Raw genomic sequence first — 14,660 nt, 5'->3', positions numbered from 1 at the left:
CGCGCTTCCTGAAGCCCTGCCCATGCCAAACGACACCCCTGTCTTCGACGACCTGCTAGCGGCCGCCGCACGCATCGCGCCGCATGCCGTGCGCACGCCGGTGCTGCATTGCGCCGAACTCGATCGCTGGGCCGGCGCGACGCTGCTGTTCAAGGCCGAACACCTGCAGCACGTGGGTGCGTTCAAGTTCCGTGGCGCCTGCAATGCGGTGATGGCCCTGGACGACGCCGTTGCCGCGCGCGGGGTAATCACGCACTCGTCGGGCAACCACGGCGCCGCGCTGGCGATGGCCGCGGGCGTGCGTGGCATCCCTGCCCACGTGGTCGTGCCCGAAGGCGCGGTGGCATCCAAGCTGGCCAACATCCAGGCCCAGGGCGCGACCGTGCATCGCTGCGCGCCCACCCTGGCCGCACGCGAGTCGACGACCGCGCGCCTTCAGGCCGAAACCGGCGCCACGCTGGTGCATCCGTATGCCGACCCGCACGTGATCGCCGGCCAGGGTACGGCGGCCCTGGAACTGCTGGCCGAGGCCGGTCACCTGGACGCGCTGGTCGTGCCGCTTGGCGGCGGCGGCCTGGCCGGTGGCAGTGCGATCGCCGCCGCCGGCCGTCAGCCCGGCCTGGCGGTGTTCGCCGCCGAACCCGAGGGTGCCGCGGATGCCTTCGAATCACTGCGCCAGGGCCGGCACGTCACGGATATGGTGCCGGACACGCTCTGCGACGGCCTGCGCGCCACCCTGGGGGCGCCCAACCTGGCGCTGCTGCGCGAACACGCGGTGACCGTGCTGCTGGTGTCGGACGCGGAGGTCGTCGCGGCGATGCGGGAAGCCTGGATGCGGCTGCGACAGGTCATCGAACCCTCGTCGGCCACCGTGCTGGCGGCCGTGCGCCGCCACCCGGGGCACTTCGCCGGCAAGCGCGTCGGGCTTATCCTCTCGGGCGGCAACGTCGATCTCGACGCCCTGCCCTGGTAAAGCGAGAAACGCCATGATCGTCGACGGCACCCGCCAATCCGACCGCGCCATCGAACTGGTGCTGGCCTACTACGCCGCCTTCAACCGCGGCGACGACGCCGCCATGCTCGACCTGCTGACCGACGACGTCGCCCACGACGTGAACCAGGGCGCCCGCGAAAGCGGCAAGGCCGCCTTCGTGCAATTCCTGGCAAGGATGTCACGCAGCTACCGCGAACAGCTTCGCGACATCGTCGTCATGGCCAATGAATCCGGCGACCGGGCTGCCGCCGAATACGTCGTGCACGGCCAGTACCTGGCCACCGACGAAGGCCTGCCGCCCGCCAGCGGCCAGCGATACGTGCTGCCAGGCGGCGCCTTCTTCGACGTGCGCGACGGACTGATCGCGCGCGTGAGCAACTACTACAACCTCGAGGACTGGGTCGCCCAGGTCTCGGCCTGAGCGAGCCGGGGCATCAGGGCTTGCTGCGATCGAGGATTTCCTCGAGCACCCACCGGCGGGAACTGCCATCGGCCGGCGGAGTGGCGACGGTGTACTCGCGGATGCGCAGCACGTAGTCCACGCCTTCCTGCCAGCTGAAGCCTTCGATGTCGCCGTAGAAGTGCTGCCAGGGTGCGCCCGGCTCCGTGCGGACCTGCAGGCACTGCATCGGCGCGACGCCGGTGCACGGTTTGCGCTGGCCGGAGACCAGCACGATGCGCTCGCGACCGGCACTGGTGGGCACGTCCTGGCTGTCAAAGGTCCAGCGGGCACCGTCGGCGGCCACCAGGGCCAGGCGGGTACGGTCGAAATCAAGCGTCAGCGGCTGCTGCAGCGCCGTCAGCAGCGCCGACTCGCGCGCCATCAGTTCGCCCGGGCAGCCGCGCTTGGTGCTGACGATGGCACCGGCTTCGCCGCCGAGCACCAGTTGATCGCCCTGGCGCGACCAGGCGCCGCCATGGTCGTTGCACGGGCCGGTCATCGAGAAACGCGAGGGCGAGAAGCGCAGCATCGCCGAGCCCGCGCCCTGGGTGGGCAGGCTGCGACCGTCGGGCGCCTTGACCAGACGCCAGTCCTGGCCCAGCAGCGGGTCTTCCTGCGCCACGGGGCGGACGTCACGCACCGGGCCGGCACAGGCGGCCAGGGTCAGGGCAATCGCCGCGGCGAGCGCGGGCAGTCGGAAAGCAGGCATGTCGGATCTCCATCGAAGCCGGGGGTCCGGGGCAGTCTAGCGCCGTCGGCGAATCAGCGGCGGCGGCGCGGGATGCGGTCGGCCGGGAAGCTGGCGAGATCGGCGCCGGCCAACCGCCGCGGCGCACCCGGCGCCGGACCCCAGGCCTGGGCGGTGATCACTTCCCAGCTGCTGGGCAGCACGCCGTCGTGGCGCAATGTTTCGTAGGCCGCGGTGACCTGCTGCAGTCGCCGCCGTCCGCCGAGGCCGCGCGGGCGGTCGTGGCGCGCGTCGCCGGCACCGATGGCACGCAGTTCGCGCATCAGTGCGCGCAGGTCGGGATAGGTCAGCGTGTAGCGATCGCGATCGATCACCGGATCCTTGAAGCCCGAGGCCAGCAGGGCGTCGCCGACCTGCTGGATGGCCGCGAACGGCGACAGCGGCGGCACTTCGCCGACGCTTTCGTAGGCTTCGCGCAACTCGACCAGCGTGCCGGGGCCGAAGGTCGAGAACAGCAGCAGGCCGTCGGGGCGAAGCACGCGCCGGAACTCCGCCAGCACCGCCGGCAGGTCTTCGACCCATTGCAGGCACAGGCTGGAGAAAAGCACGTCGGCGCTCTGGTCGGCCAGCGGCAGGGCCGCGACGTCGGCGCAGATCCGCCGCACCGGGCGCCAGAAACGGGTGTGGCGCGGGACTTCGCGCAGCATCGGCAGCGCGGCGTCGATCGCGATGACCTCGGCGCCGGTCCAACGCTTCTTCATGGCGCCCGCGGCGCGGCCGGGGCCGCAACCCAGGTCGATGATGCGGGCCGGCTGCCGGTCGTCGAGGTAATCGAGCTGTTCGAGCAGGCGGGCTTCGACTTCGCGCTGCAGCGCCGCGACCGCGGCGTAGTTCGGCGCGGCCCGGCCGAACGCCCGGCGCAGATGGCGGCGGTCGAACAGCTCGCTCACGGCGGGCACTCGGCGGCAAAGCCGCGGATCGCGCCGGCGACGTCGTCGGCGTGGGTGAGGAAGGGCGCGTGGCCGCCGTGTTCGACCTGGTGGAAGCGGGCGCCCGGCGCCAGCGCGGCCGCCGTTTGCATGGCGGCCGGCGACACCAGGCGATCCCGGCGCCCGGCCAGCCAGAGGCTGGGCATGGCCAGGGTCGGCAGCGCCGCCCGCAGGTCGCTGGTTTCGAGCAGGCCGAGGCCTTCGCGCAAAATGTCGGCACCGGGCTCGCCATGGGCGAAGACTTCGTTGCGCAGCAGGCGCAGTTCGTCGCGGACGTGGTCCGAGCCCTGGGCTTCGAGCATCAGGAACCGGTCGAGCGTGCCGCGGTAGTCGCGGCCCAGTTCGCTGCCGAACCCGCGGAACACCGCCGGGTCCATGCCCACCGGCCAGTCGTCGCCGCGCACGAAGCGCGGGCTGGCGGCCAGCATCACCAGGCCGCGCAGGGCCTCCGGGTGGTTCGCGGCCGCGCGTAGCGCGACCAGGCCCCCGAGCGACCAGCCCAGCCACAGCGCGCGCGCCGGCACCCGGGCGATGACCGCGTCGACCGCGGCGTCCAGGCGCAACGGCACGCCGGCCCCGGCGCTGCGGCCGTGCCCGGGCAAGTCGACCAGGTGCAGTTCGAAATCGTCGGCCAGCGCCTGTACCAGCGGGGCGAATATGCCCGCGTGCATGGCCCAGCCATGCAGCAGCACCAGGGGCTGGCCCTGGCCGTGGACGGCATGGAACAGGCTCATGCCGGGATCGGGTCGGCGGCGGGTTTCACCGCGTCGGCCAGCGCGACCAGCAGGCCGTCGACATCGGCTTCGCTGTGGTCCACCGACAGCGTGATGCGCAGGCGCGCCTGGCCTTCGGGCACCGTCGGCGGCCGGATGGCCGTGACCAGGTAGCCGCCTTCTTCCAGCGTGCGCGCGGCGGCCAGTGCCTTGGCGTTTTCACCCAGCACGATGGGCTGGATCGGCGTGAACGATTCCTGCAGCGGCAGGCCGCGCGCGGAGGCGCCGCGACGAAAGCGCATCACCACCGAAGCGAGCTTGGCGCGCCGCCAGGATTCGGTGCGGATGAGCTTGAGACTGGCGCGCATGGCGGCGGCCATGGCCGGCGCCGGCGCGGTGGAGAACAGGTAGGGGCGCGCGGTTTCGGCGATGTGGCCGATGATCGCCGCGCTGCCCAGCAGCACCGCGCCCTGGCCGCCGAAGGCCTTGCCAAGCGGAACGAGCAGCAGCGGCACTTCGCGCGCGCCCAGGCCGGCGACCGCCAGGCTGCCGCGGCCTTCCGGGCCCAGCACGCCGATGCCGTGGGCGTCGTCGACGTAGAGCAGGGCGTCCTGCGCACGCGCCACCAGGGCCAGGTCGGCCAACGGCGCGGCGTCGCCGTCCATGCTGAAGACGCCGTCGGTGGCCAGCATGGCGGCACCGTCGCGGCGCGTCATCAGCTGGCGCATGGCCGCTTCGACGTCGGCGTGCGGGTAGCGCTTGAGTTCGCAGCCGGCCAGGCGGGCACCGTCGATGAGGCAGGCGTGGTTGAGCTTGTCCTGCACGCAGGTGTCGCCGGCCTCGAGCAGCGATTGCATCACCGCCAGGTTGGCCTGGTAGCCGCTGGAGAAGAACAGCGCCCGTTCGTAGCCCAGCCAGGCGGCCATCTCGCGCTCGAACAGCGCGTGCTCGACGTGGTGACCGGTGACCAGGGGCGAACCCGTGCTGCCGACGCCGTGCCAGGCCGCGGCTTCCTGCATCGCCGCCACCACGTCCAGGTGCTGGCCCAGGCCCAGGTAGTCGTTGCCGCAGAAGCTGGTCAGCTGGCGGCCATCGACCAGGACGCGGGCGCCTTCGCGGCCTTCGATTTCACGGCGCGTCCGGAGTGCGTCGCGGGCCGCGCGGTCGGCGCGGGCGGCGGCAAGGCGGTCGGCGAACCGGGTGCGCGGCATCTCAGGCGGCGCAGCCGGCGGTGGGTTCGACGATGTCGGCGTGCACGGTCTTGCTTTCGTGCACCACCGGCATCGGCCGCAGGCCCAGGCGTTCGAACAGGGCCTGGTCGGCGGCCACGTCGGGGTTGCCGGTGGTCAGCAGCTTCTCGCCGTAGAAAATGGAGTTTGCGCCCGCCAGGAAACACATCGCCTGCAACTCCTCGCTCATCTCGGCGCGGCCCGCCGACAGCCGCACCATCGAGGCCGGCATCATAATCCGGGCCGCGGCGATGGTGCGCACGAACTCGAACGGATCGAGCAGGGCGGTTCCGGCCAGGGGCGTGCCCTCGACCTGCACCAGCCGGTTGATCGGCACCGAATCCGGATGCGCCGGCAGGTTGGCCAGGGCCTGCAGCAGACCGGCGCGCTGGTCGCGGGACTCGCCCATGCCGACGATGCCGCCGCAGCAGGTCTTCATGCCGGCGTCGCGCACGTGTTCGAGCGTATCCAGGCGGTCCTGGTACTCCCGGGTCTTGATGATGTCGCCATAGAACTCGGGCGCGGTGTCGAGGTTGTGGTTGTAGTAGTCCAGGCCGGCGGCGCGCAGGGCCTGGGCCTGGTCGCCCTTGAGCATGCCCAGGGTGGCGCAGGTTTCCAGGCCCAGGGCCTTCACCTCGCGGATCATCTCGGCGACCTTGGGGATGTCGCGGTCCTTGGGGCTGCGCCAGGCGGCGCCCATGCAAAAGCGCGAGGCGCCGGCGGCCTTGGCGGCGCGGGCGCGCTCGAGCACCGATTCGGTGTCCATCAGCTTCGTCGCCTCGACCCCGGTGTGGTACCGGGCGGCCTGCGGGCAGTAGGCGCAGTCTTCCGGGCAGCCGCCGGTCTTGACCGACAGCAGGGTCGACACCTGCACTTCGGCCGGGTCGAACCGCTCGCGGTGCACGCTGGCGGCGCGGAATAGCAGTTCAGGGAAGGGCAGGTCGAAGAGGGCGAGGACGTCCTCGCGCGACCAATCGTGTCGGATGACGGCAGGCATGGGCATTCCCTGATGGTGCGGGAAAAACAAGAGCGGCAGTCTGTTGGCCATGCCCTACCCTGTCAACCAGAACCCGTCTCCGCAGGTTGACGGCCCGCCCCCGGACGGGGAGATCCCGGCGCATCGGAGCGTCGCCGGCCCCGGGCCGGCTTGGCATGCACCACATCACGCGCCATGGCTACGGCGCTAGCCGACTTTTTCTCACGGCTCGGGCCGGCGCTGCTGCCGCTGCGCTGCCTGGTCTGCGCCAGTCCCTGCGAGCCGGACGCGGGCCGGAGCCCGGGCCGGGACCTGTGCACCGCCTGCCACCAGGACCTGCCCTGGAACCGCAGCGCCTGCACTCGCTGCGGGCTGCCGCTGCCCCGGGCGGCGCCGCGCTGCGGCCGCTGCCTGGGCGCCAGCGCGCCCCAGGCCGGCACCCGGGCCGTGTTCCGCTACGAGCCACCGCTCGATCGCCTGTTGCCGCGGCTGAAATTCCATGGCGACCTGGCCGCCGGCCGCCTGCTCGCCCAGCTCCTTGCCGAGGGCCTGTCCGGGGCACCGCGCCCCGATGCGCTCGTGCCGGTTCCGCTGCATCGCAGCCGCCTGCGCCAGCGCGGCTACGACCAGGCCCTGGAGATGGCCAGGCCACTGGCGCGCAGCCTGGGGCTGCCCCTGCTCGCCGACCGGCTGGTGCGCCGGCGTGCCACCGCCGCCCAGTCCGAGCTCGACGCCCGCGCGCGCAGGAAAAACGTGCGCAGGGCTTTCGCGCTCGCCCCGGGCCCTGCCCTGCCCGCGCACGTGGCCCTGTTCGACGACGTCATGACCACCGGCGCCACCTTGTCCGAGGCCGCCCGGCTGCTGCGCCGGGCCGGGGTGGCGCGGGTGGACCTGTGGGTCGCGGCGCGGGCCTAGGGCGTGCGCGGCTTCGGCGCCGGGATGTCCGCACGCGGCGCCTGGCCGGAGCCGATGACCGCCAGGGCGCGCAGCTCCACCGGCGCCCCGTGCTGGAGCAGGGCCGTGGTGCCCACGGCGCTCCAGGCGGGGTAATGGTCCGGGAAGAACTCCTTGTGGATGGGTGCGAATCGCGCGAACTCCGCGTTGAAGGCGGCGCTGTCGGACGCGGAGGCGTGGAAGCTGGTCAGCTCGACCACGTCGCCAAGGCTGGCGCCGGCGGCTTCAAGGTGCGCTTCCAGCGCCTTGAACATGTTGCGTACCTTCTCTTCATAGGTGTCGCCGTGTCCGGCCGGGATGCCGGAAACGATCACCAGCTCACCCACCTTCACCACCGGCGAGTAGTGCCAGTCGTGGTACGCCGCTTCCATGCCCGGCGGTGCGAAATGTTCCCGGCTCGGCGCCGCGGCCTCGTTGGCCGACACGACAGGGGAAAGGCCCAGCAACAGGGCGGCAAACAAAGTTTTCATGGCGGATCCTCCTTGGAGCCGCCACGGTGCGCCTCTCCGGGGACAGGCGCATGGGCTTCAGGTCATGTCCGATGCCGTGGACAAAGGACGTCCGGCCTCAGGTGCCCAGGGCGTAGTGGCCCGCGATGCCCAGGAAGACCGCCATGCCCACCCACTGGTTGGAGACGAAGGCTTCGAAGCAGTGATCGCGGCGACGGTCCCGGGCGATCCAGAACTGGCGCAGCACCAGGACCAGGGCAACCGCCAGCGCGACGTAGTAGAAGATGCCCAGTCCGGCCCGGCTGCCGACCAGCCACATGGCCCAGGCGAAGCCCGCGTACAGCAGGCCCTGGGCCACCAGGTCGGCGTCGCCGAAGAGAATGGCAGTGGATTTGGAACCGGCCTTGATGTCGTCCTCGCGGTCGACCATGGCGTACCAGGTGTCGTAACCCGTGGTCCAGAGCAGGTTGCCCAGGAACAGCAGCCAGGCCACCGGCGGTACCGTGCCCTGCACGGCCGCGAAGGCCATCGGGATGCCCCAGCCAAAGGCGACGCCCAGGTACACCTGCGGCAGGTAGGTGTGGCGCTTGAGGAACGGGTAGGTCGAAGCCAGCACCGCGCCGACGATGCTCAGCAGGATCGTCAGCGGATTGGTCAGCAGCACCAGGCCGAAAGCCACCAGCATCATCAGCACGAATAACCACAGGGCCTCGCGCGGACTGACCGCCCCGGTGGCCATGGGCCGCTGGCGGGTGCGCTCGACCTGCGGGTCCAGCCAACGGTCGGCGTAGTCGTTGATGACGCAGCCGGCCGACCGCGTCAGCCAGACGCCGGCGGTGAAAATCAGCAGCAGGTGCCAGGGCGGCAGGCCTTCGGCCGCCATCCACAGGGCCCACCAGGTCGGCCAGAGCAGCAGCAGGATGCCCACCGGCCGATCACCGCGGATCAGCTGCCAGTAGTGGGTCAGGCGCATGCGCCAGGCCGGCGCCGGGGCCGGTGCCGACGCCCGCGGGGGCGACGGTTCAGGGGGTCGGGACATGCCGCGAAGCCTAGCAGAGCGCCCCACCGGCGGGCAGCGCACTTGAAGGCACCCGTCGCCGTCCCCATGCTCATGGCTGTCCCCCACCACGATGGAGTCACCACGCATGAGCGCAGGCCAGGGTTCCACCGGAAACGTCATTGCCGCCATCTGCAGCTTCTTCGTCCCGGGCCTGGGCCAGCTGGTCCAGGGCCGCATCCTCTGGGCGCTGACCTGGTTCGTGCTCGCCTGCCTGGCGTTCGCCATCACCTGGCTGGTCACGCTGTCCCTGCTGCCGTTCGGCTGGTTCGTGATCAGCCTTTTCTCGTGCATCCACGCGGCGGTTTACAGCCGGCCCAACTGAGGCCCGGCCCGCTGGCGGCGCCGGCCTAGCCCTGCGCCGCCAGCCAGGTGGCCATGTCCTCCCCGGCCAGCGGCCGGGTGAACAGGTAACCCTGCGCCTCGTCGCAGCCCTGCTGGCGCAGGAGCTGGAGCACGTTCTCGGTTTCCACGCCTTCGGCGACCACGCTCAGGCCCAGGGCATGGCCCAGGCTGACCACCGCGTGGGTGAGTTCAAGCATGTTCGGCGCGGTGTCCATGCGGCTGATGAAGCTGCGGTCGATCTTGAGGTTGCGCAGCGGGAAGCGGTGCAGGTAGCCAAGGTTGGAAAACCCGGTGCCGAAATCGTCGATGGACAAGGTGATGCCATGAGCCTTGAACACCGCGAAGGTGTTCCGCAGGACTTCGCTTTCGCGCATCAGCGCCGATTCGGTGAGTTCGAGCACCAGCCGGTCGGTCGGCCATTGTTCGCGTTCGCAGGCCTCGATCACGTGGTTGGCGAACTCCGGGTCGCGCAGCTGCAACGCTGACACGTTGACCGCGATCCGTCCGAACACCAGCCCCGCCTCGTGCCATTGCCGGGCCTGGCGGCAGGCTTCGCCCAGCACCCAGCGACCGATCGGCAGGATTTCCCCGCAGTCTTCGGCGACCGGAATGAATTCGGCCGGGAACCGCGCCTCGCCCGCCGTCGTAGTCCAGCGCAGCAGCGCTTCGATGCAGGCCACCGCGTTGTCCTTCATCGAAATCGTCGGCTGGAACGCCAGGTGCAGTTCATCGCGGGCCAGGGCCTGGCGCAGTTCCTGTTCCAGCGTGACCCGGCGCTGCACGCGCTCGTAGAAACTGGCGTTGTAGAACTGGAAGGTGTTGCGGCCGGCATCCTTGGCCGCGTACATGGCGGTGTCGGCGGCGCGCAGCAGGGCCTCAAGGTCGGCGCTGTTCTCGCCCAGGATCGCGATGCCGATGCTGCAGCCCACCTGGGCCTCGCCGGAGGCCAGTTCCATGGGGGCACCCACGGCGTCGATGATCTTGCGCGCCACCACGGCGGCGTCCTCGGGCCGGGCAATTTCGCGCAACAACACCAGGAACTCGTCGCCACCCAGGCGGCCCACCAGGTCCGAGGCGCGCACGCACTGGCGCAGGCGCCCGGATATTTCCTGCAGCAGCAGGTCGCCGGCTTCGTGGCCCTGGGTGTCGTTGATGTACTTGAACCGGTCCAGGTCCAGGAACAGCAGCGCCAGCGGCTTCTCGGTGCGGTGCGCGAGTTCGATCGACTCCAATGCCCGTTCGCGGAACAGGAAGCGGTTGGGCAGGCCGGTCAGCGTGTCGTAGTGGGCCAGCTGCTCGATGCGTTCGCCGGCCTCGTGCTCTTCGGTGATGTCCTGGGTGAGGCCGGTGATGCGGTAGGGCTTGCCGTCACGCACCTCCAGGCTTCCGGTGACACGAAGCCAGATCCGGCGCTCGTCGGGCGTGACGAAACAAAGTTCGTCCGAATGTTCCGGCACGTGCTCCTGGATCATCCGGCGGAAGGCCGACTGCAGCTTCTGCGCCGACTCGGGCGTGTAGCTAGGCAAGGTGTCTTCGAAACGCAGCGGCGTACCCGGTTCGATGCCGTGGATGCGGTAGTTTTCGTCCGTCCAGTGCAGTTCACCGGTGTCGACGAAAAGTTCGAAGCCGCCGATGCGGCCCATCGCGGCGATGCGGTCGAGCAGGTCGTTGCGCCAACGCGAGTTTTCCTCGGCGGCGCGCTGTTCGGTGATGTCGTGCAGTACGCCGACCAGGCTTTGTACGCGCCCGTCGTCGCTGAGGATGGCCTCGGCCCGCGCCTGCACGATGCGACGCTCGCCGTTGGGTCGCAGCATCACCACTTCCAGGGCATAGGGCGTGGCGTGCTTGAGCAGGGCGACCGACGCCGCATGCAGGCGCGCGTAGGATTCGGGCGTGAACAGATGGCGCTGGTTGCGGAACTTCGGCGGCGACTGGGTGTTGGACAGGCCGACGATCCAATAGAGCTCGTCGGACCACCACAGGCGGTCGTTTTCCGGATCCCAACTCCAGTTGCCCAGGTGGGCCACGTGTTGGGCCTGGTTGAGGATCAGCTCGCGCTCGCGCAGCTGCGCCTCGATCTGCTTGTAGTCGTGGATGTCGGTGTGGGTGCCGACCACGCGCTGTGGCTTGCCGACGCTGTCCCAGGTGATGGCGCGGCCGCGGTCGAGCACCCAGCGCCAGCGGCCGTTGGCGTCACGCACGCGGTAGTCGACGATGTAGTTCTCGCGCTCGCCGGTGAGGTGGGCGTGCAGCGCGACCTTCATGCGCGGGCGGTCGTCGGGGTGGATCAGCCCCTGCCAGGCATCGAAACTGCCGGCGAACGCGTCGCGCGAGTAACCCAGCATGGTGAAACAACGACCGGAGCGATAAACCTGGTCGCGCTCGGCGTCCCAGTCCCACAGGCCATCCTGGGCGTTTTCCAGGGCGTAGCGCCAGCGGGCGCGGTCGGGCGACTCAGCCAGGTCGGGGGCTTCATCGTGGCTGTAGATGCTGACGGTGTAGCCCAGGATGCCGCCGTCGGGGCCGGTGACCGCCCGCAGCAAGCAGTCGAGCTTGCAGTCCGCGGCTTCATGGTGGTGCAGGATCTCGCGGTCCGGGTGTTCGGCCAACTGGGCCATGCCGTCGGCCAGGGCCCTGCGCAGGTCGGCCTCGACCTGGCCGCCGACCAGGCCACGGGCCCGGTCGTTGCCCACGATCACCCGCCCCTGCGCGTCCAGCGCCAGCAGGGCGCGTCGCGAGGGATGCTGCAGCAGGCTGGCCAGGAACGCGTGGTCGGCGTTCACGTCAGCGCCGGCCGGGTCGGTTGGGCGGGAAGTGGCATCTGCCATACGGTAACGGCAGCGTCACATATCTGCAGCCCCTGAATTGTGGCTCGGTCCACATTCCTGTTGGGACCGGCGGTTCTCAGGGCCGGATCCAGGCCCCGTGGCATACTCGACGACCCCTCTCCCGGCCCGAACGGTGAGCGCAGTGACTGCCGACACCATCGCTGAAATGGATTTCGACGCGGTCCTGGCCCGGGTGGCCGAGGACGTGCGGCCGCTCGTCCGGCAGGGCACGGTGGCCTCGTACATCCCGCGCCTGGCCGAAGTGCCCATCGACCGCTTCGGCATGGCGATCGCCACGCTGGACGGCCGCCAGTTTTCGATTGGCGATGCCGACACGGCGTTTTCCATCCAGAGCATCTCCAAGGTGTTTTCGCTGAGCATGGCGCTCGACGCCTTGGGCGGTGACCTGTGGGAGCGGGTGGGCCGGGAGCCCTCGGGCAGTCCCTACAACTCTCTGGTGCAGCTGGAAAACGAGCGCGGTATCCCGCGCAACCCCTTCATCAATGCCGGCGCCCTGGTGGTGGCCGACGTGGTGCTGTCCGAGCGGCCCGACGGACTGCAGGCCCTGCTGGACTTCGTGCGCCAGCGCGCGGACAACCCGGCCATCGCGGTCGACGCCGACGTCGCCGCGTCCGAGGCCGCGGCCGGTTACCGCAACGCCGCGCTCACCAACTTCATCCGCAGCTTCGGCAACATCCAGCAGCCGATCGAAGCGGTGCTGGACTTCTATTTCAAGCAGTGCGCCATCGCCATGAGCTGCGAGGACCTGGCGCAGGCCTTCCTGCACCAGGCCAATGCCGGCCGCTGCCGGCGCACGGGCACGCAGGTGATCAGCCCCATACGCGCCCGGCGCATCAATTCCCTGATGCTGACCTGCGGCACCTATGACGCCGCGGGCGACTTTGCTTTCCAGGTCGGCCTGCCGGCCAAGAGCGGCGTCGGCGGCGGCATCGCCGCCGTGGTCCCGGGGGTGCTGGCCCTGGCGGTCTGGTCGCCGGGCCTGGACGAGCGCGGCAATTCGCTGGCCGGCGCCGCCGCGCTGGCGCGGTTCACCGAGATCACCGGCTGGTCGATCTTCTGAGCCCCGGAACCGGCCACAAGCCCGCACGGGCTGCGGTTCCGGTTCCCGGCGTGGCATAATCCGCCCCCGGGCGCCTGTAGCTCAGCCGGATAGAGTAGTGGCTTCCGAAGCCATTGGTCGGGGGTTCGAATCCCTCCAGGCGCGCCATTTCTGTTGTTGCGTGCCGAAAGCGGGCCGCTGAAAAATCACCCTGCGCACCCTGGGCTCGACGCTAGTCCGCGACAGCGAGTCGCTCGCCTTGCTTGCGCGCCGCTGCCAGTATCTCGGTCGAAAGCGGGCTGTCAGCCGTCGCCCGGGACAGCAGCATGGCCCCGACCATCAGTGACACCAGGGCCAGGGCTTCGCTCCTGTTTTCCTGGTCGTCGCCACCCATCGTCTTGCGCAGAAGGTCCACGCCGTTTTCGATGGCGTCGGCGAATACGCCACGGCACCTCGGTTCCGCGCGAACCGCCTCGGCGGCCAGCGCGGCCAGTGCGCAGCCTCGATCCGGGGTGTCCCGGTGCAGCACCGAAAGGTACTCGCCAAGCAGTGCGCTGATGCGGTCCGGCACGCCGCCGGGCGTGTTCGCGGCGTCACCCAGACGGGAGAACGTTTGCGACAGCGCACGCTCAAGGGCCACCAGCAGGACGTCTTCCTTTGACTTGAAGTGGGCGTAGAAGCCGCCGTGCGTGAGGCCTGCATCGGCCATCAGGCCGGAAATGGAGACGTTGTCGACGCCCTTCTTGCGAAAGCTCCGGGCGGCGTGCTCGACGATCCTGTCGTAGGTCTTCTGCTTGTGCTCAGGCGAATATCGCATTGGCTTTGCTCCGTCCGACCATTTCTATTGGCCCCATCATAATAAGCCCCTCGCCGGCCCACCGGCCGACGGGAGGCCGTCCCTGGCAGGAAAGCAGAACGGCAGATAAATGGCCTGTACCGGCGGGCAGCCGATGTGCCTCGGCCAGCGTTGTTTTATATGATGCCTATCATATAATCGGTTCCAACCCCTGTCCAGGCCGGGTGCTCCCTCGCGCCGCCACCGCCTCCCGGAACCGACCATGCGAATTCCCGAGACTTATCGCGTCCTCAACCGCCTGCTGAGCCCCGTCCTGCCTGGCTTCATGGGTCGCCTTGCCAGCAAGCTGTTCCTGACCGCCCGCCCCTCTCACGGCAGCGCTGCGGTGGGGGGCGCCGCGAGCGTTGTTGCGCTCGGCAATGGCGCCCACGCCTGGGTCTACGGGAGCGGCCCCGCCGTGTTCCTGCTCCATGGCTGGTCCGCCGGTCCCGGCTCGCTGTCGCCGTTTGTTTCGCCCCTGCTGGAAAGGGGCTACCAGGTCGTCGCCATCCGCGCCCCCGGGCACGATCCGGACAGCCCCGGGCAGTCGCATCCGACGGCCTTCATGGATTCCCTCCTTCGCGCGCGCGAGATCCTGGGTCGCCCCGCCGTCGTCATCGGCCACTCCATGGGCGCCGGCAGCGCCTTGGCCGCGCAATCCCAGGGACTGGGTGCCGGACGACTCGTGTTGATCGCCGGCCCCGCCAGCGTGTCCGGCGTGTTCGATCGCTTCATCCGCCAATCCGCCCTGTCGGAAGCCGCCGGCAAGGCATTCAGGCGGGAGGTGGTCCAGGCCGCCGGGCGCGACGAAAGTTTTTTCGATGCCGCTCGTTATGCAGGCGAGGTGGACGCGCCGGTACTGCTCGTCCACGACATGGGCGACCAGGAAATTCCCTATGCCGAGGCGCAGGCGCTGCTCGGCATCCTGCCGCGGTCGCAGCTGCTGACGACGTCGGGCCTGGGGCATCGCCGGATCCTGCGCGACACCCGGATGCTCAACGACGTGCTGGCGTTCGTCACGAGCCGGCCGCCGCATCCTTCGAACCTGCCAGCCTCCGGTGAATCCAGGCATGGGCTCGCCCCGGCCTGACCGGGCCGCGC

General features: G+C 70.1%; 15 protein-coding genes and 1 tRNA gene. 7 read left to right on the top strand and 9 right to left on the bottom strand.

Annotation, left to right across the window (positions count from 1 at the left end; translation table 11 throughout):
* The first annotated feature begins 22 nt into the window (after nucleotides 1-22).
* Both N788_RS10515 and N788_RS10510 read left to right on the top strand, forming a co-directional pair.
* Nucleotides 23-973, top strand: a complete 951-nt coding sequence (locus N788_RS10515) for a pyridoxal-phosphate dependent enzyme (RefSeq protein ID WP_034224815.1) — start codon at nucleotides 23-25, stop codon at nucleotides 971-973.
* A gap of 13 nt (nucleotides 974-986) precedes the next feature.
* Nucleotides 987-1,415, top strand: coding sequence for a ketosteroid isomerase-related protein (locus N788_RS10510; RefSeq protein ID WP_034224813.1), 429 nt, complete (start codon nucleotides 987-989; stop codon nucleotides 1,413-1,415).
* Between the two features lie 13 nt (nucleotides 1,416-1,428).
* On the opposite strand, the gene N788_RS10505 is transcribed toward N788_RS10510, so the two are convergent.
* Genes N788_RS10505 through bioB form a run of 5 tightly spaced genes read right to left on the bottom strand, consistent with a single transcriptional unit; the run spans nucleotide 1,429 to nucleotide 6,052 of the window.
* Complete coding sequence (locus N788_RS10505) at nucleotides 1,429-2,145, bottom strand: META and DUF4377 domain-containing protein (RefSeq protein ID WP_034224812.1); 717 nt, start codon at nucleotides 2,143-2,145, stop codon at nucleotides 1,429-1,431.
* 53 nt (nucleotides 2,146-2,198) lie between these two features.
* Nucleotides 2,199-3,074, bottom strand: a complete 876-nt coding sequence (gene bioC / locus N788_RS10500) for a malonyl-ACP O-methyltransferase BioC (RefSeq protein ID WP_034224957.1) — start codon at nucleotides 3,072-3,074, stop codon at nucleotides 2,199-2,201.
* On the bottom strand, nucleotides 3,071-3,847 hold the full coding sequence (bioH, locus tag N788_RS10495; RefSeq protein ID WP_034224809.1) for a pimeloyl-ACP methyl ester esterase BioH: 777 nt from the start codon (nucleotides 3,845-3,847) through the stop codon (nucleotides 3,071-3,073). The genes bioC and bioH overlap by 4 nt, the downstream gene beginning before the upstream one ends.
* On the bottom strand, nucleotides 3,844-5,037 hold the full coding sequence (gene bioF / locus N788_RS10490) for an 8-amino-7-oxononanoate synthase (RefSeq protein WP_034224806.1): 1,194 nt from the start codon (nucleotides 5,035-5,037) through the stop codon (nucleotides 3,844-3,846). Before bioF ends, bioH begins: the two co-directional genes overlap by 4 nt.
* A 1-nt stretch (nucleotide 5,038) precedes the next feature.
* Nucleotides 5,039-6,052, bottom strand: coding sequence for a biotin synthase BioB (bioB, locus tag N788_RS10485; RefSeq protein WP_034224956.1), 1,014 nt, complete (start codon nucleotides 6,050-6,052; stop codon nucleotides 5,039-5,041).
* Between the two features lie 174 nt (nucleotides 6,053-6,226).
* On the opposite strand from bioB, the gene N788_RS10480 reads away from it, so the two are divergent.
* Nucleotides 6,227-6,946, top strand: a complete 720-nt coding sequence (locus N788_RS10480) for a ComF family protein (RefSeq protein ID WP_034224804.1) — start codon at nucleotides 6,227-6,229, stop codon at nucleotides 6,944-6,946.
* On the opposite strand, the gene N788_RS10475 is transcribed toward N788_RS10480, so the two are convergent.
* Both N788_RS10475 and ubiA read right to left on the bottom strand, forming a co-directional pair.
* Nucleotides 6,943-7,455, bottom strand: a complete 513-nt coding sequence (locus N788_RS10475) for a Rid family hydrolase (RefSeq protein WP_051924570.1) — start codon at nucleotides 7,453-7,455, stop codon at nucleotides 6,943-6,945. The genes N788_RS10480 and N788_RS10475 overlap by 4 nt on opposite strands.
* A gap of 97 nt (nucleotides 7,456-7,552) precedes the next feature.
* Nucleotides 7,553-8,473, bottom strand: a complete 921-nt coding sequence (gene ubiA / locus N788_RS10470; protein WP_034224802.1) for a 4-hydroxybenzoate octaprenyltransferase — start codon at nucleotides 8,471-8,473, stop codon at nucleotides 7,553-7,555.
* 106 nt (nucleotides 8,474-8,579) lie between these two features.
* Between ubiA and N788_RS10465 the strand changes: the two genes are divergently transcribed.
* Nucleotides 8,580-8,816, top strand: coding sequence for a hypothetical protein (locus tag N788_RS10465; protein WP_034224799.1), 237 nt, complete (start codon nucleotides 8,580-8,582; stop codon nucleotides 8,814-8,816).
* A 25-nt stretch (nucleotides 8,817-8,841) separates the two neighbouring features.
* Here the strand turns inward: N788_RS10465 and N788_RS10460 are convergent, their stop codons facing one another.
* Nucleotides 8,842-11,619 carry a sensor domain-containing protein gene (locus N788_RS10460; protein ID WP_084696009.1) on the bottom strand — a complete coding sequence of 926 codons (2,778 nt, stop codon included), beginning with the start codon at nucleotides 11,617-11,619 and terminating at the stop codon, nucleotides 8,842-8,844.
* Between the two features lie 187 nt (nucleotides 11,620-11,806).
* Between N788_RS10460 and N788_RS10455 the strand changes: the two genes are divergently transcribed.
* On the top strand, nucleotides 11,807-12,745 hold the full coding sequence (locus N788_RS10455; protein WP_244444121.1) for a glutaminase: 939 nt from the start codon (nucleotides 11,807-11,809) through the stop codon (nucleotides 12,743-12,745).
* Nucleotides 12,746-12,815: 70 nt separating this feature from the next.
* A tRNA-Arg gene (locus N788_RS10450) sits at nucleotides 12,816-12,892 on the top strand.
* A gap of 64 nt (nucleotides 12,893-12,956) precedes the next feature.
* On the opposite strand, the gene N788_RS10445 is transcribed toward N788_RS10450, so the two are convergent.
* Entirely contained in the window at nucleotides 12,957-13,541 is a 585-nt protein-coding gene (locus tag N788_RS10445) for a TetR/AcrR family transcriptional regulator (RefSeq protein WP_034224793.1), read from the bottom strand.
* A gap of 241 nt (nucleotides 13,542-13,782) precedes the next feature.
* Here N788_RS10445 and N788_RS10440 point away from each other — a divergent pair, with 241 nt between their 5' ends.
* On the top strand, nucleotides 13,783-14,649 hold the full coding sequence (locus N788_RS10440) for an alpha/beta fold hydrolase (protein ID WP_034224790.1): 867 nt from the start codon (nucleotides 13,783-13,785) through the stop codon (nucleotides 14,647-14,649).
* The last annotated feature ends 11 nt before the right edge of the window (nucleotides 14,650-14,660 follow it).

Source organism: Arenimonas donghaensis DSM 18148 = HO3-R19 (assembly GCF_000743535.1).
Lineage (GTDB): Bacteria > Pseudomonadota > Gammaproteobacteria > Xanthomonadales > Xanthomonadaceae > Arenimonas > Arenimonas donghaensis.
This window is presented reverse-complemented; position numbering and strand designations above follow the sequence as displayed.

Excerpts from the sequence above, each read along its gene's own strand:
- N788_RS10465 (WP_034224799.1), top strand. The coding sequence starts at position 8,580 with ATGAGCGCAGGCCAGGGTTCCACCGGAAACGTCATTGCCGCCATCTGC.
- N788_RS10510 (WP_034224813.1), top strand. The coding sequence starts at position 987 with ATGATCGTCGACGGCACCCGCCAATCCGACCGCGCCATCGAACTGGTG.
- bioB (WP_034224956.1), bottom strand. The coding sequence starts at position 6,052 with ATGCCTGCCGTCATCCGACACGATTGGTCGCGCGAGGACGTCCTCGCC.
- N788_RS10505 (WP_034224812.1), bottom strand. The coding sequence starts at position 2,145 with ATGCCTGCTTTCCGACTGCCCGCGCTCGCCGCGGCGATTGCCCTGACC.
- N788_RS10440 (WP_034224790.1), top strand. The coding sequence starts at position 13,783 with ATGCGAATTCCCGAGACTTATCGCGTCCTCAACCGCCTGCTGAGCCCC.
- ubiA (WP_034224802.1), bottom strand. The coding sequence starts at position 8,473 with ATGTCCCGACCCCCTGAACCGTCGCCCCCGCGGGCGTCGGCACCGGCC.
- N788_RS10480 (WP_034224804.1), top strand. The coding sequence starts at position 6,227 with ATGGCTACGGCGCTAGCCGACTTTTTCTCACGGCTCGGGCCGGCGCTG.
- bioF (WP_034224806.1), bottom strand. The coding sequence starts at position 5,037 with ATGCCGCGCACCCGGTTCGCCGACCGCCTTGCCGCCGCCCGCGCCGAC.
- N788_RS10515 (WP_034224815.1), top strand. The coding sequence starts at position 23 with ATGCCAAACGACACCCCTGTCTTCGACGACCTGCTAGCGGCCGCCGCA.
- bioH (WP_034224809.1), bottom strand. The coding sequence starts at position 3,847 with ATGAGCCTGTTCCATGCCGTCCACGGCCAGGGCCAGCCCCTGGTGCTG.
- N788_RS10445 (WP_034224793.1), bottom strand. The coding sequence starts at position 13,541 with ATGCGATATTCGCCTGAGCACAAGCAGAAGACCTACGACAGGATCGTC.
- N788_RS10475 (WP_051924570.1), bottom strand. The coding sequence starts at position 7,455 with ATGAAAACTTTGTTTGCCGCCCTGTTGCTGGGCCTTTCCCCTGTCGTG.